Origin of the sequence: Paenibacillus kribbensis, from assembly GCF_001705305.1 — a bacterium.
In the GTDB taxonomy this organism is placed as follows: Bacteria; Bacillota; Bacilli; order Paenibacillales; family Paenibacillaceae; genus Paenibacillus; species Paenibacillus kribbensis_B.
The window spans coordinates 219215-240420 of record NZ_MCBP01000001.1 but is presented as its reverse complement, the minus strand read 5'-3'; the positions used below and the strand labels follow the sequence as shown (position 1 = coordinate 240420).

Below are 21206 nucleotides of genomic sequence, written 5' to 3'. Positions count from 1 at the left end.
GAAATATAGCATATAAAAAAATAGAACCAGCAAGTCTCCTATATCTAGTGGAAACTTGCTGGTTTTTTAATGCATAATTTTAATGCATCAATGCGGATCATTTGCCCAATGTAATGTCGTTCATTTCAGCTTTACGAGCCGACTTAAGCGTTTCCGCCAACCAAGCCGGGGCCGCCTTGACCGGAACCTGCTTTCTGCGAAGCGCTGGAACCCGTCCGATTGTCAGACTTTCCAGAAACCGTAGCCATTGCGGCTACAGTATCTTTACCGCCAAGCAAGCCGTCCTGCGCAGGCGATGCGGATGCATCTGCATCTGTTCCAACCGTTCCCGACTGAAGCTGATACATTTGGAAATAACGACCACCATGAGCCATAAGCTCCTCATGGCTACCGCGTTCCACAATTTCACCCCGGTGCAGCACCAAAATTTGGTCCGCACTCCGAATGGTCGACAAACGGTGAGCGATGATAAAGGTCGTACGTCCCTTTTTAAGTACCTCAAGGGCAGATTGAATGAGCGCCTCTGTTTCGGTATCAATATTGGCAGTAGCTTCATCCAGAATCAAAATGGCTGGATCGAAGGCCAGTGCGCGCGCAAAGGAAATAAGCTGGCGCTGTCCGGCAGATAACGTGCTGCCTTTTTCAATAACGGGTTCATCAAAGCCTTGCGGCAAGTGGGCTAACAGTTTGTCAGCTCCAACGTCACGCAGCGCTTTGTCCACCTGTTCTCTGGTGATGCGGCTGTCACCGAGACTGACATTGGAGGCTACCGTACCTGTGAACAAATACGGATCTTGAAGAACAATGCCCATATGATGGCGAAGCCATTGCTTAGGGATTTCCTTGACAGGCGTTCCGTCAATGGTGATCGTTCCTTTCTGCGGATCATAGAAGCGGAACAGCAGATTAATAATCGAGCTTTTACCTGATCCGGTATGTCCGACCAGGGCAACCGTTTGGCCGGGCTGTGCTGTAAAGGAAATATGCTTAAGCACATCATCCTTTTTGTAGGCAAAAGATACGTCGTCAAATGCAACCTTCCCTTTGTAGCGCGGCATGGTGCCGTCCGTCACGGGTTCTCCGGTTTCATCCATCAGTTCAAATACCCGTCCAGAGGACACGATGGACGTATCCAGTACGGCGAGTTGGTTGACCATACCTGTCATAGGTTGGAACAGTCGTCCCAGCACATCGACGAAGGCATACAGGACACCTAGCGATATCGCACTGTCTGTGGTGCCGAGCGCCTTGGATCCGAAATACCACAACACCACAGCAAAGGCGAGGTTTCTCAACACGTTGACCAAATTGTGCGAAGTAAAAGCGTTCAAATTCAGCATTTTATTCTGATGCTTCATATAGTCATCATTTAATTCTTCAAACTCGGTTTGCGTTTGCTTCTGATGCCGGAATACACGAATAATGGACATGCCCTGAATAGATTCATTGATAATTGCATTGATTTCACTGAGCCTGGATCGAATGATCGTATTGTAGCGTGTAGCCACCTTGCGGTATAGCACAATCCACAAGATCAGCAGCGGTACAATGAACAAGGAGATTAGGCCCAGTCTGAAGTCCAGCAGGAAGAGTGCAACATATACCCCTGTCATCGTCACAATGCCGGAGGTGAAGTTTGACAGTACAGCTACGAACAAGTCTTTTACCGCTTCAGTATCATTCGTAACACGCGATACGACCTTGCCTGCGGGCAGGTTGTCAAAAAAGTAAACCGGCAAGCGCTGAATGTGCGCGTAGAGGTCCAGCCGAAGCTTCTGAATGACCTTGTTGGCAGAGGATTGCAGCCAGTACGTTTTGCCAAACTCGGCAAAGATCGAAACGACCAGAAAGAAGCAATACCAGCCAATCAGCTGAAAGATGCCGGGCATTTCCGGTTTGTAAAAGCTATACAGCTCATCAGCAGTCAAAGCCTTGGCTTCATAGCGAAAGGTATCGGAGCCGCGTGTCACCGTCAGCGTACCGTTGGCAAAGGAGCGGTTGCCGTCAGCTACCTGCACCGAGCCATCAACAAATACAAAGGATTTGCCAACTTGTAAAATCCTCGCTTCGCGACCTTTGGCTTCTCCAGGCTCAAAGCGGTCTTCACGCTTAAAGTGGGTTCCGGCAAAACTTACAGTGCCGTCCACACTCGTTGTTTCATAAAATGGTTTTTCTATAGCGAGCATATGGTCGTCGATCATCGTTTTGGCGATGAAGGGTCCGGCCAGCTCGGCGGCTACTCCAATAGCCAGTGCGATGAGTGCAGCGATAAAACCTGCTTTGCTCGTCAGGGCGTACTGGAACAGCCTTTTGCCGACATTGGGTTTCATTAGGATACCTCCCCTGAGGTCAGATCAGATTCCACTTGTTGCCGTTCGTACTGCTGCCGATACCAACCGCCAGCCTCAAGCAGCTCACTGTGGGTTCCTTCCTCAATAATGCGTCCTTGCTCCAGCACGACGATCCGGTCTGCATGTTCAACAGCCGAGAGACGGTGAGTGGAGATCAGGGTTGTTTTACCCGAGCGCTTACGCCGGATATTTTCGATAATACGTGCTTCCGTACGAGCATCTACTGCAGACAGTGCATCGTCGAGCACCAGAATATCCGGGTCACCGATAAAGGCGCGCGCCAGCGATACACGTTGCTTCTGGCCGCCGGACAGGGCGATCCCTTTTTCCCCAACGAGTGTATCCAGTCCATCGGACAGGGTGCCCAGATCTTGATCAAAGGCAGCAGTGCGGATAGCTTCCATGATGTCGTCATCATCTGCACCAGGTTTACCGAACTGAATATTCTCGCGTACCGATTTGGAAAACAAAATTTGCTCCTGCGGCACGTATCCGATCCAGCTGTGCAGTTGCTCAACGGCAATGTCCTCCAGCTTTGTGCCAGAGATTAAAATATCACCGCTGCCTGTCGGGTACTCATGCAAAAGTTGTTTGAGCAAAGTGGACTTCCCGCTGCCAGTTCGACCGACAACGCCTAGCGTTTCACCACGTTTCAACTCCAGGCTCATATGAGACAAATTATCGACAGTGGAGGTGGGATAACGGAAGGTAACGTCTTTCATCGTAATGGTCTCAGGACGGCTAACCGATACGGGATGGGCTGCATCCTGTACGTCTGGCTGGACATTGAGCGTTTCATTGACCCGATCCAGAGAAGCGCTGCCACGCTGCATGATGTTAATCAGCTCACCGATGGCAAACATCGGCCAAATCATCATTCCCAGGTACATGTTAAAGGAGACCAGCTCGCCCAGCGTGATATCGTTATGAAAGACCAGATAAATCCCATAGCCGAGGCCGATGACGTAACTAAGTCCTACGCACAGGCGGATGGTTGGTTCAAAGAGAGCGTCCATTCGGGCGACTGCCAAATTTTTACGAAACACATCCTCGGTAATATCTGCAAAACGCTTTTCATCCATCCGCTCCTGCACATAGGCGCGAATAACCCGGATGCCTGCCACTGATTCCAGCACCTGGTCGTTCATATCGCCAAATGCATCCTGTGCGAGTGTGTAGCGCTCGTGAACGGCTTTGCCATAAATGCTCATGGCCAGCGCAATAAAAGGCAGCGGCAGGATAGACGCCAGTGTCAGCTTCCAGCTAATCAGGGTGCCCATGGCAACCAGTACAACGGTCAGGTAGACCGTGGAGTCTGTTAATGTCAGCATGCCGAAGCCCGCTGTACTAGCTACGGAACGCAGGTCGTTCGTGGCACGAGCCATCAAGTCACCTGTACGATTGCGTTCAAAAAAAGGCGGCGTCATCCGCAGCAGATGATTCATGAAGCGCGTACGAAGCAGACGCTCCACCAGATTGGCACCACCAAAAAGCTTGTGCATCCATATGTACGTAACGTAGTAGATGACGGCGAGAATGCCCAAGATCATAAAAATATAACGCCAAAGAGAGGACCAGGAAATCGTACCGCGCACGATCTCATCAATGGCGCTGCCTAGCAGCCGAGGAGGAGCCAGCTCTACAATACCAACGGCTATCAGCATAAACAATCCAATGGAGTATCGGCTTCGTTCTTTTTTAAAAAACCAGCTTAAATTTTTGAGTACCGAAAACAAGAGGAATCCCATCCTTTCATAACAAGCTCATTCGAGAGTTGTGTACCATTTTGAAAAACAACAGCAGTTTGCTGCCACAAGCTTCATCGGGCAACAGGCGCAAAAAAGGCATACCGTCCGCAGACGATATGCCTTAAATCTCAATATCATATGGCGCGCAGGTATTTTCAGCACACTCACCACTGAAAAACTGCTCAAACACAGACAACCACTCGTATTAAACCATACAATGTGAATGGTCCAATTCCGAAAGTTGCGACAGGGGAGATGCTCCGGTATGAAGTTGTTGTGTTTGTAGATATGGGTGAAATGTAATATGAAATTTTAGCACCGGAAACACTCCTTTCTTCCTCAAATTGGGTTCATTCTTACGTGAGTAAGCATTCAAATTGTAATAAATTTCAAAATGGATCTCGTATGGTTGAATCTTAACACCCTTTTTTGCGAATTGTCAAACCTTTTTCAAAAAATGTATATGCCTTGTGTCAAAAGGCTGGCTTGTACAGGACGGTTGGTGGTCATTCCAAAAGATGCTATGATATAGCTGGCAGAATGTCATTGTACAAGGAGATGAGCATAACGCATGAGTATACAGGTAACTGAACCTGCGGCACAGTGGTACATTAAGGAGCTAGGTTTGAATCATGGTGATTCGATCCGTTTTTTTGTTCGCTACAGTTCTGGCGGTGGGTTGCATCCAGGCTTTTCTCTGGGAATTGCCGTAGAGCCTCCGCAGCATCCCGTATTGCAGCATGAAGCGGCTGGCATTACGTTTTATATGGAGGACCAGGATTACTGGTATCTGAAGGGGCATGATCTGCAAGTCAAGTATTTGGAGGAACATGACGACATTATTTACACTTACACGGAGGAAACGCAAGTGTAATGTCCCAGCGTTAAAATAATGTGCAAGAGTTGATTGCGGACATGAAAAAGCGGCGGAGCATCGTGCTACAGGGTATTAGCCTGCGCATGATACTCCGCCGCTTTATTGCGTTTAAGGAGGTATGACATATGTTAAGGATTGTTAAACATCGGATCATCGACTGCAAAATCAAAATCATCAATGTCATATACATGCACAGGTACAGAAGCTTCAATAATGCGGTGAATCCAATCCAATTGATCTGTCAAAATGGGCAATGCTTCACGCTGGGCAGTCAGTACCAGCTCGGTTTCGATCGGATCAAAATATTCCCCATAGTGCGCCGTATCCACAGCATTAATAACAATGAGCGAGGTGTTGGCGTCGAATAGAATGGGCAAGCTTTTGCCCCAGGGCATCTGAAGGGCACGCCGTATTTTTTTCTGATTCAACGGCTCCTCAAAATAGCTGATGAGCTCGCTTACCTTTCGCTTCACATGCTGATCGTCCATAGGATTATCCATGAGAGGCTCCGTGCTATCCTTAAACTCGTATAGCTCCAGCAGTGATGTATAAGGCACTATATATTCAACAGGGGCGGGAGATGTAAGCAACTGGCCGTATATGGCCACCATTACAGCTTCCGTTACAAATTGTCGAGACATCGGTCAAGCCTCCTGCATTTACCAAATTATGCGATAAGAGTATAACACAAAAGCGGGACTGAATTCAGCCCGACATGCAGATTGCTTTCATTCGGAGCATAAGCCAAGGATTTAGGAGCGGCCGATCAAGAGAGACAGCAGTCCGGCAGCAATAAGCGGTCCTACAGGTACACCCTTAAAGAAGGCAACGCCAATGACAGTCCCGATGAGCAGACCTGTCACAATAATAGGCTGACCGGACATCAGGGTTACTCCGCGACCGCCAAGATAGGCTACCAGGATGCCGATGGCAATCGCGAGCAGTGACTTCCAGTGCAGAAAGGACTCCATCACTTGATTGATACTGATTTTACCGCTGGCTAGCGGGGTCATGACCCCGATTGTCAGCATGATAATTCCGATCGTTAAACCGTACTTTTCAAGCCAGGGGAAGGCAGAATTCAAACTGGTTACCCGCAGTAGCAATAATACGACCATGGCGATGGTCACAGTGGAATTGCTGCTGATAATTCCAAGACCAGCCAGCGCCAGTAAAATAAGTGAGCTGTAATCCATGTCGGTGTTCTCCTTAGTTCGTTTGGCTTTGAATATGCTCAGCGATTTGGCGTCCATGCCAGCGACCTGTTTCAATGAATACCTCATTGGCATTGCTGCCGGAAGCGATTACGCCTGCCACAAATATACCCGGTATATTTGTTTCCATCGTGGCAGGATCAAACTCGGGTTTGTCCAGATCTTCAGCCATGTGGACGCCGACAGATTCCAGTAGTTTTCGTTCGGGGTGAAACCCGGTCAGTGCCAGCACAAAATCATTTTCCAGTCGGAATGCTGCTGACTCCAGCGGAGTGACTACTACATGATCCGGATGAATCTCCGTAATACGAGCACCTAAGTGCAGCGTAATTTTTCCTTTTTGTACCATACTGTCGAACAGCGGACGAATCCACGACTTGATGTAGGGAGACAGCTCGGTCCGACGGTATACCATATCAATCGTAGCCCCGACCCGTACCAATTCCATCGCTGCATCTACTGCGGAGTTACTGCCGCCAATGACGGCGACTCGGGTTCCTGTATAAGGATGGGCTTCGCTGAAATAGTGAGTGACTTTATCTAATTCTTCCCCGGGAATGCCCAAATAGTTCGGATGATCAAAATATCCTGTAGCCACTACGACATAGCGGGACGAATACGATTGGGGTATTCCACGCTTGCTCATGGTATGAACGGTAAATGTACCATCATCCTGACGAGCGATGGATCGAGCCTCCTCATAATGCTGAATGTTCAGGTTATAATGTGTCGCTACTTTACGGTAATACGCCAAAGCTTCATGACGAAAAGGCTTGTCGTTGGGGGTGCTGAACGGAACATCACCAATCTCCAGCAGTTCGGCGGTGCTAAAAAACTGCATGTTCGTCGGATACAGAAAAATAGAGTGAACAATGTTGCTTTTTTCAATAATGACGGTCTGCAAACCTTTGCGGCTGCATTCGATGGCAGCGGATAGCCCGCATGGACCTCCACCGATAATAATTACGTCGTGCATATAGATGAACCTCCAATTGTATTGGTCTACTGCGTTAATATTTCGCAGGATTAGCATGGTGCATCATTCTGATTAATATTTTGATCAATGAAAGCTGTGCTCTGGATTGATGCAAAATGTACGGGTATGTAAGAAGTTTTTCAAATAATAATCCTACCGCAATGCGTACATAATATCCAGCCGTTTTCAGGAAGAAGTAATGGAAGGATATGATTGACATGCATTTTTAACAAACATATAATTAGATGAATATCTATTTTGGTTGAGTTCGTTTGTAGAGCAAGTTTGGATTAAGGAAAAGAGGTGTTATCACGATGCAACTGGATAAGATGGTCAATTATCATAAAGCGCTTGCTGATCCGACGCGTATGCGCATATTACTCCTGTTGTCCCGTGGGGAGATGCATGGTCAGGCTTTGGCGAAAAAGCTGAATTTATCCCAACCGACCGTTACTCATCATGCTTCCAAACTCCGTGAGGCTGGATTAATCAAAGAACGACGGGATAAAAATACGGTGTATTTTACATTGAATCCGGAGCTGATCCAGCAGCATGCCGAGGCGACGGTACGTTTTATCTTCGAAAAGGGAGAGGGTGAGGAAGAGATGTCAGAGCTTAATGAAACATTGGAGGCGACGGTTTTACGTAATTTTTTTGCCAAGGACGGCAAGCTGCGCCAAATTCCTGCACAATACAAGAAAAAGCTGATCGTGCTTCAGATGCTGGCTGAAAAGCTGGAGCCGGGCCGCGTGTATCCTGAACGTGAATTAAACGAGTGGATTAAACAGTACCATGACGATTTTGCGACGATTCGGCGTGAGCTGATTATGCATCAGTTTATGTATAGGGAACGGGAAATGTACGAATTGAATCCACGTGAGATGTGGACGCGCTGGGATCAGGTGCGCTAAACGAAACTCAAAAAAGATTTGAAAAAAGTTTTGCGGCAGGCTTGACAGATGATTTATCGACTTGTATGATAAAGGAAATTTTAGGAGGAGGCGATGTTATATGCGTACGAACAAGAATGGATGGGTTCAGCAGCAGAATGACTCGTCTCCCGCACGGACGATGCTCAGTTAAGACTGTATAATATATAGTCTTGGCTTAGCAGTTGGTTGGACAGTAGAACCGACGAAATCCGCAGGGAGTGATCCCTTGCGGATTTTTTTACGGTTAGATGTCTTTGTATACGGTGTTGGTTCCGGGGAGCGGTTGGTGCATAAGACCGCTTGCTTACGTGAACGAACAACGGATTACATCGGCTTCAGCCGCATACTCTCCGCAGGGGTTTCCCTGCGGATTTTTTGCGTTGTTTGCTTGCGGGAGGAAAAATGTGCACATATCGAATAACACTGCAATCAAAAAGATGATTTTCAGGAGGAAAAAAATGAGTATACATGAATATGGTTGGTCTGATGAGTGGAACGGTTATTGGGACCAATGGAAGCAAAGTTTTGAGGAACGTGCAGGAAATACAGAGCTTCGTCCTGCCCGCTTGATCGCCGATTATGGGCAAAAAGTCAAGCTTATAACGATGGATGGGGAACGCTGGGGAGCTGCTTCTGGCAAACTGCGTCATATCATCGATGAACCCGCCGAAATGCCTGCTGTCGGGGATTGGGTGGCGATCTCCACACCGGATGAAGTGTCGGATGCTGTGATTCATGCCGTCCTGCCGCGCAAAAGCCGAATATCCCGACAGGCTGCGGGCTTTGAGACGAAGGAGCAACTGATTGCGACCAATGTGGATACCCTCTTTCTCGTAAATGCGTTGAATCATGATTTTAATATGCGCAGACTGGAGCGGTATTTGATTATGGCCTGGAACAGTGGGGTAAACCCGGTGGTCGTGTTGAGTAAGAGCGACCTTTGTGACGATGTTGAAGCACGGATCGCAGAAGCAGAAGGGGTAGCTCCCGGTGTGCCTGTGATCGTTATTTCTGCGCTGCAAAATGAGGGCAGGGAGCAGTTGGAGGCGTTTCTTAAGCCCGGCTGTACCGTTGCTTTAACAGGCTCTTCCGGCAGCGGTAAATCAACGATTGTAAACTGGCTCTCCGGGACCGAAGTACAGTTGACACAGGATGTGAGAGAGGAAGACAGCCGGGGAAGGCATACGACGACCCACCGACAGCTTTTTCCTATCGCCAAGCAGGCCGTTCTGTTGGATACACCCGGCATGCGTGAGCTTAACCTGTGGGATGATTCCACGGGTGTCGCTCATACATTCGCCGATATTACGGACATTGCACAGAAATGCCGATTTGCAGATTGCAAGCACAAGGGTGAAGCCGGATGCGCAGTGCAGGAAGCTGTACAGACAGGGGAATTGTCGGAAGCCAGGGTGAACAATTATCGCAAGATGCAGCGGGAACTGGAGTATCAGGCCCGCAAGGAAGCGGATCGGCGGAGAAAGGATAGCCGTACCGGCACAATCTCAGGTCGAAGGGATCAGCGAAGCGGCTGGCGACGGGATGTGGAATGGTAGGCTGAGCTGAATTGAAGCATTTTTGGTAAAAATACAAGAAAATCTGGGTTGTGATCGGCATATGGTGTAAAGGGGTGAGCGTATGCCGAACTACAACATCGTGGTGGATTTAACCGAACGTCGTTTATATTTGAAGGATGGCGATCAAATTGTAGCCAGTTATCCCGTCGGTATTGGTAAAGTGGCTACACAGACGCCGAGCGGACAATTTACGATCATTAACAAGCAGCCCAATCCCGGCGGCCCTTTCGGAGCGTTCTGGATGGGGCTATCCAAGCCGCATTACGGTATTCATGGCACCAATGATCCTTCATCTATTGGGCAGTTGGTGTCACATGGCTGCATCCGAATGCATAACGAGGATGTGCTTGAGCTTCAGGAGAAGGTAAGCATCGGCACGCCAGTAACAATCCAGTCTTAACAATATACTTGGAAGTCTGGAGCTTTGTCATTCGCAACTTTGACTAACGATCCCGAAAGACGTTCCCTATGTTTTAAAGCCGCTGATATGGAGAGGGTGCTGGAGAGCTCTCTCTTTTTTTTTGTCTGCGTTCGGACAAAAAAATAGTCCCTCTTAGTAGAGGGACAGTGCCAATGAATCATTTTCACTAACGCTATGCAGGATGGCTTCACAACCGATAATCTCTATACTGATCAAAGAGTTAAGACATTTCTGAAGGGCACGCTTGCCGCTGGAGATTTTGTTCTCCAAAGTGTTGCTTAGAAGTTTTAATGTTTTTTGCATAGGTTGCTTGTTATCTTGATTGAAGTAAACGGGAATACGTTTGTTTTGAAATGTAATTAATGTTCTCACAAAAATCACCTCACCTGAGTTATTTCATGGCTTTATTGTAGAGCCCGTTTCTTAAAATTACCTTAAAAACACCTTATAAAAACATAAAGGTCTGAGAAATTTACAAACTGTTCACAATAATCTGGATAACAATCGAGTTTGGTTCTAACTAATTGACAAAATGACGCAGATGCGATTATTAAAAACGATCAAATACGTATTTATGATTCAATTGACTCTTTTTAATTCAGAAGAATGAGACTAAAGTCTTTAAATCATTTTGAGAGTGGGTATTTTGTAACAAATTGACAGTCTAATAGGCGAATGCTACAGTTACGATAGCCATCTTTCTATCGAAAATAGGCTTTTTGTGGGAACTTTACTGTATTGATCAAGGATCGGGAGGGATGACAGATGATCCTGACCGTGCTTTCAGGACGACAGGAAACAGAGTGGTTTGACATCGAGGTGGCCGATGAATATTCGGTGGAGCATTTGAAGCTGATGCTGGGTGTGCGCATTTTTGGAGAGCCTCCAGCGGAGGGAATGCAATATATTATGGAAGCAAAGTTTCCGGAGGGGCTTTGGTTCAGAGTGGAGGACGACCAGCTGCTTACGGGGGCAGGCTTGCGGGAAGGCTGCACGGTACGTATTCAGCGTGCTTTTTCGACAACCCGGGACGAAGCACCTGTATACGGGCGGCGTTCGCTGTTTCAAAACGAAAAAAATGGGTAAATACACACATGAAATTATATGAAACCTTGGTAAAATGAAATAGTAAGCGAAAAGGGGGACTTTTGTCTTGAATGTATTATACCAGCGATCCCCGAGATTAAGGCCGGCGCTCCGCGAGGAGAAGCTGGAGATTTTACGGCCTCCGGCTGAGCCGAGCAAGCCGTCTTTTTCTATTATATCTATACTTATTCCGTTAATGATGACGTTGGTGACTGTAGGCTTTTATGTATATATGAGCAAAACGGGCAAGATGGGCAATAGTAACTATTTGATGTTTCAGATGATTACTGTGGTCATGATGCTTACATCTTATACGATTCCTTTTTTCGTCTATTTAAGTAACAAGAAGGAATACAAGCGCAAGCTGGAGGAACGGGACCGGATGTACCGGGAGCAACTCCAGAAGCATCGTGAAGAGCTTGAGCTGAAACGCGAGGAACAAATTCGCACGCTATATGAAATTCACGGTGATCCGCAAATATGCGCTCAAATCGTCAAAAACCGCAACAGCTCTCTTTGGGAACGCTCGCCGGAGGATGAGGATTTTTTGCAGGTCCGTATTGGAACTGGACAAGTTCCCTTTCATATTAAACTACAGATTCCGCGCCCGGACGGCTACGACCGTGACCCTCTGCTTGGGGCTGCGGATGAGCTGGAGGAAGAGTTTCACCTGGTGGATGCGGCTTCCATTGCATTACCGTTGTTTCAATCCAAAGTGGTAGGACTGGTCGGTGAGCGAGAGCATACTCTTGCTGCCTTAAGAGTGATTCTGGCGCAGGTGGCTGTGCGTCACTCGCCGGATGAAGTGAAAATCGCATCCTTTTATGATGAGCGTGAGGAAAATGAATGGGCCTGGATGCGCTGGCTTCCGCATGTGTGGGATGATGACAGAACCCAGCGGATGATGTCAGATCGCAGCAGTAGCGCCCATCAATTAGCTGATTTTCTGTTCGCCAGGCTGAACCGCCGTAAGAACAATCGCAGCGAACGTCATGGAAAAGGAATGGAAATCCCTTGCTATGTGATTGTTTTATCCGATAGCCAGCTGATTGAGGAAGAGCCTTTGCTTCCATTATTACTGGAAGACGGACGAGTCATTGATGCATGCACGATCGTGCTGGCTTCTCGTAAGGAAGCATTGCCGATGCAGTGTCAGCTGATCGTGGAGGCTTCCAAGGAGCAGGGGGTATATGCTCGCAAATCGGAATCGGCGGAGGTTGAACAGCAGAGCTTTAAGCCGGATCGTTTGTCCAAAGAAGACGCAGATGCATTGGCGCGGTATATGGCTCCTATTCGCTTGAAGCGTTCCTCGGCTTCGGATATTCCGTCTGTACTGCCTCTCTTTGATATGATGAGCGTAGTGGATGTGAAGGAACTGGACGTAACAGAACGGTGGCGGCGCAACCGCCATCCGGATACTTTACCGGTGCCGATGGGTGTGCGAGCAGGCGGCAAGAAGATCATGATCAATCTGCATGATAAAATAGAGCGTCAGGGGCATGGTCCGCACGGCCTGATTGCGGGTACGACAGGTTCAGGGAAGAGTGAGGTTATTCAGTCTATCGTAGCCTCGCTTGCCGCCGAGTTTCACCCGCATGATCTTGCTTTTATGCTGATCGACTACAAGGGTGGCGGCATGTCCAATACGTTCGTCAACCTGCCGCATGTAGTGGGTACGATTACGAATTTGGACAACAACTTGATTGAGCGTGCCAAAATATCTCTCAAGGCAGAGCTGGTTCGAAGACAGAAAATATTGAACGATGCAGGCAATTTGCAGCATATTGATGAATATTACAGGTTACTTCAGCAGCGGTACGAACAGCCGCTGCCTCATCTGGTTATTATTATTGATGAATTTGCACAGCTAAAACGGGATCAGCCCGAGTTTATGGACGAGCTAATCAGTATTGCAGCGATTGGGCGGACCTTGGGTGTCCATTTGATTTTGGCAACCCAGAAGCCCGCCGGTGTTGTAGACGATAAAATCTGGAGTAACTCCAGATTCCGTATCTGTCTCCGGGTGCAGAGCGAAGGTGATAGCCGTGATATGTTGAAAATACCGAATGCGGCGTGGATTACCAAGCCGGGACGAGGATACTTCCAAGTTGGCAGCGATGAAGTGTTTGAGGAGATGCAGTTTGCTTGGAGCGGTGCGACGTATATAGGCAACAGTGATATTTCTTCCGCACTGCCTGTACATGAAGTGAGACTGAACGGGAAACGTGAAGCGCTGCTGACGGGTGGTGAACGCGCCAGTTCAGGCTTCAAAGGAGAAGAGGCTCCCAAGCAGCTTCAAATCTTCATTGATTATATTGCAAATGAGGCTGCTAAAGCAGGCATTGAGCGGCTTCAGGGACCGTGGCTTCCGCCGCTGCCTGAATTGCTTGATTTAACTCATTTGCGTCCAAGCACGGAAACAGATAGTGCATCATCTCCTCTGGAGCTGAAGGCGCTCATCGGGTTGGTTGACGATCTGCCGAATCAGCGCCAGGAGCCGATTTATGCATCACTGGATCATGGCCATTGGGCGGTGTACGGCATGCCTGGCATGGGGAAGACGACCTTTTTGCAGACTTTGCTGATGTCAACGGCTCAGCGCTTTGATGCGAACCGTTGGAACGGTTATATCATCGATATGGGTCGGACGATGCGCGATTTTGGGGAACTTCCGCAAATCGGTGCTGTTATGATGGCAGAGGAGGACGACCGGATCAAGCGGTTGTTCCGTTATCTGTTCAAGCTGGTTGCTGTACGCAAGGAAATGATTTCCGAAGCTGGCGTTAAAACGATAAGCTCGTATCGCCGTTCTGCGGTCGAGGATGTACCGCAAATTGTCGTAGCTATTGATGGCTATCTTAATTTCCGCAATGCTTATCCGGATGAAAATGAACTGCTGGAATCACTTTTACGTGAAGGTGGCAGTTTAGGTATCACGTTCATCATCACAGCGAACCGGATTACGGATGTGTTTGAGAAATTCCGCAGCAACATTCCGAATGCTGTTTCTTATGAATTATCCGATCCGAGTGATTATTATTACGCGGTAGGACGACCTGCGAAAACGCCGGGACCTTTAATTCCGGGCCGTGCTCTGGTTAAAGGGCATATTCCACCACTTGAGTTCCAGACGGCATTGCCTTCACCGGGAGGAGATGAGACGGAACGTTCGGCACAACTGCGCCGCAATATCGCGAGCATTGTGCAGGAATGGAAGGGAGCGCACGCTCCAGCCATTCTCCCGCTACCCGAGCGTATTCCGCTGGCGGAACTGCTACAGCAGTGGGATCGGACAAGTGGGCCTTCCAGTGCGCTCCCTTATGAGGTGCCTGTAGGTCTACAGAGTGACGATCTTGAGCCTTTCCTCCTGAATCTCAAAGAGGGCCCTAATTTTATCGTCGGCAGTCCGATGGAGGGAGGAAAAACTTCCTTTCTCATGAGCTGGATCCTATCGCTGGCTTATTACACCTCACCGGGACAGTTGGAAGTCTATACGCTTGATACCCGCTATGGAGGCGGTGGACTATCGCGGTTGCGGCATCTTCCTCATGTCAAGGCTGTGGCCGAAAGCGAGGAAGAAATTGGGCCTCTGGTACAGCAAGTGCATGATATTGTTCAACAGCGGAGCAAGGATGGAAATGATCCCGAATTACTGCTGGTCATCGATGATGCGGATATGTTAAGCAAACAGCTGAACGATTTTATGATAAAGGATCAGCTCTCCGCCATTGTACGGTTGGGACGTGATCGGAATGTGCATGTCGTGCTATCGGGCGTGCCCTCTGATTTCCCGACCTTTGGGGTAGACTGGTTCAATGATGTCAAGGCAAGCCAAAGCGGTATGCTTTTTGGAACACTGGATTCGAATGATTTATCGTTCTTTCGTATCCCCTATTCGGAAGCGAATGCCGCTGCTGGTGGCCTAAAAGTCCTGCCGCCTGGACAGGGATACTACGTACGGCGCAAATTTACCAGGATTAAAGCGGCAATTCCTTTCTCAGAGCAGGTGAGCTGTGAGGATTGGATAACGAAAATTCGTGACCGATGGCATGTTGTAGTTTGAAGGGAGGTGGCTCATAATGTTAACGTTTCAAGCTTCCAAGCAGAAGTTAATAACCCTCAAGTCCAAGGAACTGTTTTTTCTGGCAGGCGTGCTGGGTTCTGACAGACTGCTTGGGGTGGAAGATCCGTTTAAGGGCTATCTGGCAGAGGAGTTGGCAGAAGAGTGGGAACAGGTAAAAGCTGCTCTTTTGGAAAAGGGTTATCTAAAACAGGTAGATAAGGGCAAAGAGTTGGCTATGCCCCCTACTGTTTTTTCGAGGGTTGCTATCGCCGGATTATCCAACAGGGCTTGCCGCATACGCTACACACGGGAAGGCAAGCGGTTTGAAGGCTACCTTCATTGCACGAACGAGCGTGTCGTGGAGCTTGTGAAATCCGTTGATGAACCCGATGAGTACCGCCTGTATGATCTGGGCAATGTGGAAAAGGCTTGTGAAACATTGATTGATAAAATGGGCTGGGTAGATCGGCTTGTACCTGAATCTCCAGCACTCATGTTTTCAAAGCAGGTATTTAATGAAATTTACAAGCAATCTGCAGGAGAGAGTGTGCCTCTAATCAGCAGTAAGCTAACCGAGGCTAGCGGTGATGCGGAGGGGGCTGCCAAACTGGCCCAGTCGCTAAGCTCACGAGTGGCCGAAGGAGAGCTGCAATTGCTGGTTTGGAACGGCAGGGAGTGGGAATCACAACGGGCGGCTTTTGTCCTGTGTCCTGCAATGAGCTGGATATTTCGTATGAGCTCTAATGGTAATGGAGACTGGCTTATTGCAGCCATGACTTCGAGGGATCAGTTTGTGGATTTATTATTAAATTGGCTGAGACAGTCGACAGTAACTGAAGAAGCGACAGAAGAAGGGTGATGGATATGCGCATTCGAGTTGAACCGGATGTGCTTCGGGGGCTTAGCGGGCAGCTACAGCATGCGGCGGAGCAAATTCAACAGTTAACAGCAGGTTTGGAGCAGGCGTTACAATCAGTGGATTGGGATGTATCTGCACGTGAGACGGCCTTGAATCATTGGATGCAGGCCAAGCGAATGTCGGAGCAGATTCATGCTTATCTCCATACATCAGGTGCACAACTGAACCGAAAGGCAGAGGAGTTTCAGGCTGTCGACCACAACTACCATACGTTTCTGTCATTTGCCGGCCAACCATTGGGTCGACCCGTCACGATGCTCGATTGGTCAAATCAGCAATCCACGTCTATTTTGCCTGAGCAGACTTCGGAAGGAAGCAATCTGATTTCAAACCCGCAATCTGTCGTACATGCCATTACCGGCATACCGTCTTCAGATTCAGGAAAACTGAATCAGGATATTCTGGAGCAGGCAACCTCCAGCAGTCCGCAGGATTGGTATTTTACGGACCCGTCTGTAGCGGGAGATCAACCTGTCGCTTAGCAGAGCTAATTTCGTGATTATCCTGTTCGATTGCGAGGTTCATACGAATTAATAGCATAATTACCGGTTTTTTGGGACTTATTAGGTGTCTTTTTGTCAGAATCCTACTGTTAGATGCTGTTTTATAGTTAAAAAGTGGGATTATTGCATTTAGGACCTTTGCCTTTTGTAGGGAATTAAATAATCATAGTACAATTTAAACCAGTTAAACAATAAACATTTTTTCATCAAGGAGGACTCCGAAAAATGGCAGGACGCATTTTAATTACACCAGAACAGGTTGATCAGGTAGCCAACCAATTTAAACAAAGCGGTGAGCAAAGTCAGCAAATCGTTTCCAGTCTGACACAGTCCATCTCAGGTATGGAAGGTCAATGGGAAGGTATGACCAAGCAACGTTTCTTCCAAGAGTTTCAGGAAGCTAGCAAACAAATGCAAGCTTTCGTAACGACTTTGAACAGTATCAGCCAAGAATTGACGGCTATTGCTAACAAATTCCGTACGGTTGACCAAGCCAAGTAAGCTGCCAGTCAGGCATTACTCTATAATTTACCACTCTATGAAGAAGCAATATGTGAACCATTCCTCACGGTTTAGTATAGGTGGTTCCATGTAGAAACGGTTTGGCTGTCCTTTACCAGGATGATATCCATTTCTGCGATAAATATAAGAACAGAGGATAACGTCAAACGTATACCTTCTTATATTTCAAGAAAACCGGGCGATCTCAGGACACCCGGTTTTCTTGCCATCCACGGATGTTTATAATAAAGTGAGGAAACTAGCATATTGAACGATGTAAGGAGAGGGATGTTTCATGTCTTTTCAACCGAATCCGGGAGACGAATTGATCATAAACGGCACAACTTATGTGGTTGGACGACATCCGGCTGCACCCGGTTTGGCTTATGCTCAAGCGGGGCGCCAAGGCATTGTATATCAGTTGAATGCCAAAAGTGGAGCGCCACATGAGGCTAAAGCCCTTAAAGTATTTTTTCCGAAGTTCCGTATCCCGGCTATGGTTTATCAATCTGAGCATATGGAAGCATACGGGGATATTCCCGGTTTGCAGGTATGCAAGCGTGATGTGCTCACTCCAGAAAGAAACGGAAGTCTGATTGCCGAGCAGCCTGATTTGCTGTATGCGGTACTAATGCCATGGATTCATGGTACGACGTGGTTCGATTGTCTTACAGATCAACGTCCGCTTGAGGCTTTCGATAGTCTGGCTTTAGCCAGAGCGCTGGCAGGTATCGGTTCGGCTATGGAGCAAAAAGGACTGGCGCACTGTGATTTATCAGCACCAAATGTCATACTTCCGTTTTTTTCTGAAGTGGAACTGCCTGAAGGCACGTCAGCTGTAGAATTGGTGGACGTGGAGCAAATGTATAGTACCAAAATGGATCGTCCGGACGCTCTATTGGCAGGTTCACCGGGATATGCTGCACACCGTACCGTTCACAGCGGGTTATGGAGCGCATATGCAGATCGTTTTGCAGGAGCCATTATCATTGGAGAAATGCTCGGATGGTCTGACCGTGTAGTTGTAGACAAAGCGTGGGGCGAAAGCTATTTTGACCAGCATGAAATGCAGACACCTTGCGAGCGATATTTCATTTTGCGAAAGTCGCTGGAAACTCGATGGGGGAGCAAGGTGGTAGAGTTGTTCAGCCGTGCCTGGGACAGTCAGGATTTAAGCAGCTGCCCGACCTTTGGCGAATGGCTGGTTGTACTTAATGCAATTACTGAACTGGAAGTTCCTGTTGAAGTAGAAGCGACGGAACCTGAGGTGCCAGAAATAACACAAGCCGCCGCCGTGGGTAGTTCTTCCGCTGAGACTGCATCCTCTTTAGTTGCACCGCTCGAAGCTGAGCAGGCTGCAATGCTAAATCAGGCTGCTGAGGAGCAGCAGGAGGAGCGAGGGGTAACGGACAAGCTGTTCCGACAAGCCCGCGAGCTTGAGCAGCAAAACAAGCCTGCTGCAGCGCTGGAGGTATATCGGTCGTTGTATCATTTTGTGGAAGACGGCAGTCCTCTGCATGTGGAGGTATCGGCTGCTATTACAGGGCTAGAGGAGCAGTTAAATCCCAAGACCCCAGAGCAACCTGAAAAATCGACAGTCTGGTATCGATCCAAACCGTTTATCATATCGACAGCGGCTGCGGTCGTTTTGCTTGCGGCAGGAATCCCGGCCGTTAACATTCTTGCGGATCAGTCCAATCAGCGGCAAATTGAAGCAGCCAAACAGGAAGAAGCCGCGAAGGCGGCAGAAGCCAAGCTGGCTGCCGAACAGGAGGCCGCGCACAAGGCATTGTCTGAAAAGCAACGGCAGGAAGCGGAAGAGAAGGTCAGACAGCAGGCCAAGCAACAGGCTCTTGCTGCCCAAAAACAGCAGGAAGAGCAGAAAAAACAGCAGGCTCTGGTAGATCAGCAGGTCAAATATGAAGCATATCTTGCGCAAAAGGAAAAGGATAAGCAGGCGGCTGTCAAGCTGGCCAAGCAAAAAGCGTATGATCAGCAGGCAAAGTATGAAAAGTATTTGGTCTGGAAAAAGGACCAGGAAGCCCGTGCAGCCCAGCAAGAGACAGCGCGTAAAGCGGCAACTGAGGCGGAACAAAGGCAAAAAGCGTCGATACAGGCGCGCAACAAGGAGAACGTTCTTCAGCTTATTACTCTGTATAACAAGGCCTACGCCTCCCAGGAGGGGGGAAGCACGGCAAAGGCAAAAAGCTTTGCCAATAAGTTTAGAGCATTATATGATAGTAATCCATCCTATTATCGTTCGGTAGGCGAAGTGGGATATCGGGCTTCTTCTATCTATAACTTTTTAAGCGACACGAATTTTAGAATGCCTAAAATTTAATTTTGATATATTCATAATAAATAGGCTGATAGATAGAGATAGAAGGTAACTGAGGGGAGCATGTACAAACCATGAATTATACAATACAGGCATCACAACGTACCCCCGCCCTGATCATTTACCTGATTGACATCAGCGCGTCGATGAACATGCTGATGGAGGGGCGACGGCGCATTGACGTTGTGTATGAGGCTATATCGTTGGCAATCCGGCAGATGGTTTTCCGTTCAACCAAAGGGAATCGTCTGACTGCACGCTATCGGATTGCGATTTTGGCTTATAGTGACGACGTGTATGATTTGCTAAATGGTGTAAAAGGGATTGATGAAATCGCGGCCATTGGTTCGTTGCCCGATTTGACACCCAAACGATTTTCAGATTCGGCAAAGGCTTTCTTGCAAGCCGAACGTATTTTACAGGCAGAGCTGCCGGGGATGCAGGATTGCCCTGCTCCTCTGGTATGCCATATGACAGATGGGGTATCTACAGGCGATGATCCTGAGCCGATTGCCAAGCGCATTATGAGCATGAGCGTACCAGACGGCAATGTGCTGGTAGAAAATATATTTTTATCTGACAGACTGCTGGAGACGCCTATTCAGGACCCTCGTCGCTGGAAAGGCTTGACGCACAATACGCCGTTGCAGGATGAGCATGCTGTGAAATTGCGTAATATGTCTTCTGTACTCCCTGAAAGCTATCGGGAAATGCTGTTTGAGGCAGATTATCAGTTGGGTGAAGGAGCGATTATGATGTTGCCTGGAACCTGTGCGGAACTGGTGTCGATCGGTTTTCAAATGTCGGCCGCAACGCCTGTACGGTAAGGAGGTAAAAGCATGAATCCACTGCTGTCTCTGTTCCCCGCGAGCAAAAGAAAGGGAATGGATGCAAGGCTGGCTCAGCATTTTGCTTATATAAGCTCTCAGACGGGCGATCAGCCTTTATCATCTCATCATAGTCGTTTTATGTGTCGTTACGGATATGGAAGGTCTGCCGAATCTGCCAGCATGGGGGAAAGCGGACAGGATTTTGCCGCAGTGCGTATTCATAAATCTGTCTGTTGTTTTGTTTTATGTGACGGTGTCGGGCTCAGTTATCGAGGAGATTTTGCAGCCCGCTATCTGGGCTCTTCTTTACTGGATTGGCTGGAGGAGGGGCGGGATCTGTCTGCTGATCAATTGAGGATGTATCTCGAACGTTTGGCTAGTACAGCTACAGAGGAACTGGATCGGCAGCCTTTGGATCACGAATCTGGCTTAATGCGTTCAGTATTGGAGGATAAACGTCGTCAGGGAAGCCAGTCCATGTATATTTGCGGTCGGATCGAACTGCCGAAGCGCGGCACCCGTGGGCGTCTCAGACTTGCCTGGCAGGGAGATTCACGCCTGCGACTATGGAACGGTATGGAGGAAATCAGCGAGCTGTTTGATCATACCTTCTCCACAGCGGAGCGTTGGTCCACAAGTCGTGGACCGATCGGAGGTAAGCCTCATTGGTACGAAAGAAGCATACCCGTAGATATGCCGATGAGATTACAGGTATATAGTGACGGTTTATCCGATTTGGACCCCATTCGCGAGCCTGTCCCAGATGAGCAGATACAAGTATTACTGGATGCCTCCCATACCGGGGGACTCGATGATGATGCTGCATTTATTGAATTGCAGTGGTAGGTGAAATAAAACGCGATCCTACTT

The 21206-nt window shown here is 48.3% G+C and carries 18 protein-coding genes; 12 read left to right on the top strand and 6 right to left on the bottom strand.

Features of this window, described 5'->3' with window-relative positions; genetic code table 11:
• Positions 1-143: 143 nt before the first annotated feature.
• Complete coding sequence (locus tag BAZ21_RS01040; protein ID WP_068496264.1) at positions 144-2330, bottom strand: ABC transporter ATP-binding protein; 2187 nt, start codon at positions 2328-2330, stop codon at positions 144-146.
• Complete coding sequence (locus BAZ21_RS01035) at positions 2330-4087, bottom strand: ABC transporter ATP-binding protein (protein WP_068496263.1); 1758 nt, start codon at positions 4085-4087, stop codon at positions 2330-2332. The genes BAZ21_RS01040 and BAZ21_RS01035 overlap by 1 nt, the downstream gene beginning before the upstream one ends.
• Positions 4088-4670: 583 nt before the next feature.
• Between BAZ21_RS01035 and BAZ21_RS01030 the strand changes: the two genes are divergently transcribed.
• Positions 4671-4973, top strand: a complete 303-nt coding sequence (locus tag BAZ21_RS01030) for a HesB/YadR/YfhF family protein (RefSeq protein WP_007430120.1) — start codon at positions 4671-4673, stop codon at positions 4971-4973.
• Positions 4974-5104: 131 nt separating this feature from the next.
• Here the strand turns inward: BAZ21_RS01030 and BAZ21_RS01025 are convergent, their stop codons facing one another.
• From BAZ21_RS01025 to BAZ21_RS01015, 3 genes are all read right to left on the bottom strand, one after another.
• Positions 5105-5617 carry an ADP-heptose synthase gene (locus BAZ21_RS01025; RefSeq protein WP_068496262.1) on the bottom strand — a complete coding sequence of 171 codons (513 nt, stop codon included), beginning with the start codon at positions 5615-5617 and terminating at the stop codon, positions 5105-5107.
• Positions 5618-5728: 111 nt separating this feature from the next.
• Positions 5729-6172 (bottom strand): DUF441 domain-containing protein, encoded by a 444-nt coding sequence (locus BAZ21_RS01020; protein ID WP_068496261.1) that lies wholly within the window; start codon positions 6170-6172, stop codon positions 5729-5731.
• Positions 6173-6185: 13 nt separating this feature from the next.
• On the bottom strand, positions 6186-7166 hold the full coding sequence (locus BAZ21_RS01015; RefSeq protein WP_068496259.1) for a YpdA family putative bacillithiol disulfide reductase: 981 nt from the start codon (positions 7164-7166) through the stop codon (positions 6186-6188).
• 314 nt (positions 7167-7480) lie between these two features.
• Here BAZ21_RS01015 and BAZ21_RS01010 point away from each other — a divergent pair, with 314 nt between their 5' ends.
• From BAZ21_RS01010 to BAZ21_RS01000, 3 genes are all read left to right on the top strand, one after another.
• Positions 7481-8077: a DUF2087 domain-containing protein gene (locus tag BAZ21_RS01010; protein WP_068496257.1), complete on the top strand. Its 597-nt coding sequence runs from the start codon at positions 7481-7483 to the stop codon at positions 8075-8077.
• A 479-nt stretch (positions 8078-8556) separates the two neighbouring features.
• A complete protein-coding gene (rsgA, locus tag BAZ21_RS01005; protein ID WP_068496255.1) occupies positions 8557-9654 on the top strand; it encodes a ribosome small subunit-dependent GTPase A in 1098 nt (365 codons plus the stop codon).
• Positions 9655-9736: 82 nt separating this feature from the next.
• Positions 9737-10075, top strand: coding sequence for a L,D-transpeptidase (locus BAZ21_RS01000; protein WP_007430127.1), 339 nt, complete (start codon positions 9737-9739; stop codon positions 10073-10075).
• A 153-nt stretch (positions 10076-10228) separates the two neighbouring features.
• Here the strand turns inward: BAZ21_RS01000 and BAZ21_RS00995 are convergent, their stop codons facing one another.
• The gene (locus tag BAZ21_RS00995) at positions 10229-10468 is read right to left on the bottom strand and encodes a hypothetical protein (protein ID WP_025716873.1); all 240 of its coding nucleotides are present in this window, start codon (positions 10466-10468) and stop codon (positions 10229-10231) included.
• A gap of 393 nt (positions 10469-10861) precedes the next feature.
• Between BAZ21_RS00995 and BAZ21_RS00990 the strand changes: the two genes are divergently transcribed.
• The 8 genes from BAZ21_RS00990 to BAZ21_RS00955 all read left to right on the top strand — a co-directional run bounded on the left by BAZ21_RS00990 (position 10862) and on the right by BAZ21_RS00955 (position 21182).
• Positions 10862-11182, top strand: coding sequence for a hypothetical protein (locus BAZ21_RS00990; RefSeq protein WP_068496253.1), 321 nt, complete (start codon positions 10862-10864; stop codon positions 11180-11182).
• Positions 11183-11249: 67 nt separating this feature from the next.
• Positions 11250-15245 carry a type VII secretion protein EssC gene (gene essC / locus BAZ21_RS00985; protein ID WP_068496251.1) on the top strand — a complete coding sequence of 1332 codons (3996 nt, stop codon included), beginning with the start codon at positions 11250-11252 and terminating at the stop codon, positions 15243-15245.
• Positions 15246-15261: 16 nt separating this feature from the next.
• Entirely contained in the window at positions 15262-16104 is an 843-nt protein-coding gene (locus tag BAZ21_RS00980) for a hypothetical protein (RefSeq protein ID WP_068496249.1), read from the top strand.
• Between the two features lie 5 nt (positions 16105-16109).
• On the top strand, positions 16110-16646 hold the full coding sequence (locus BAZ21_RS00975) for a WXG100 family type VII secretion target (protein WP_068497049.1): 537 nt from the start codon (positions 16110-16112) through the stop codon (positions 16644-16646).
• A 246-nt stretch (positions 16647-16892) separates the two neighbouring features.
• Positions 16893-17168: a WXG100 family type VII secretion target gene (locus BAZ21_RS00970; RefSeq protein ID WP_007430133.1), complete on the top strand. Its 276-nt coding sequence runs from the start codon at positions 16893-16895 to the stop codon at positions 17166-17168.
• A gap of 295 nt (positions 17169-17463) precedes the next feature.
• Positions 17464-19509, top strand: a complete 2046-nt coding sequence (locus BAZ21_RS00965; protein ID WP_068496247.1) for a hypothetical protein — start codon at positions 17464-17466, stop codon at positions 19507-19509.
• A gap of 71 nt (positions 19510-19580) precedes the next feature.
• On the top strand, positions 19581-20333 hold the full coding sequence (locus BAZ21_RS00960; RefSeq protein WP_007430135.1) for a vWA domain-containing protein: 753 nt from the start codon (positions 19581-19583) through the stop codon (positions 20331-20333).
• Positions 20334-20345: 12 nt separating this feature from the next.
• On the top strand, positions 20346-21182 hold the full coding sequence (locus BAZ21_RS00955) for a hypothetical protein (RefSeq protein WP_068496245.1): 837 nt from the start codon (positions 20346-20348) through the stop codon (positions 21180-21182).
• Positions 21183-21206: the final 24 nt, after the last annotated feature.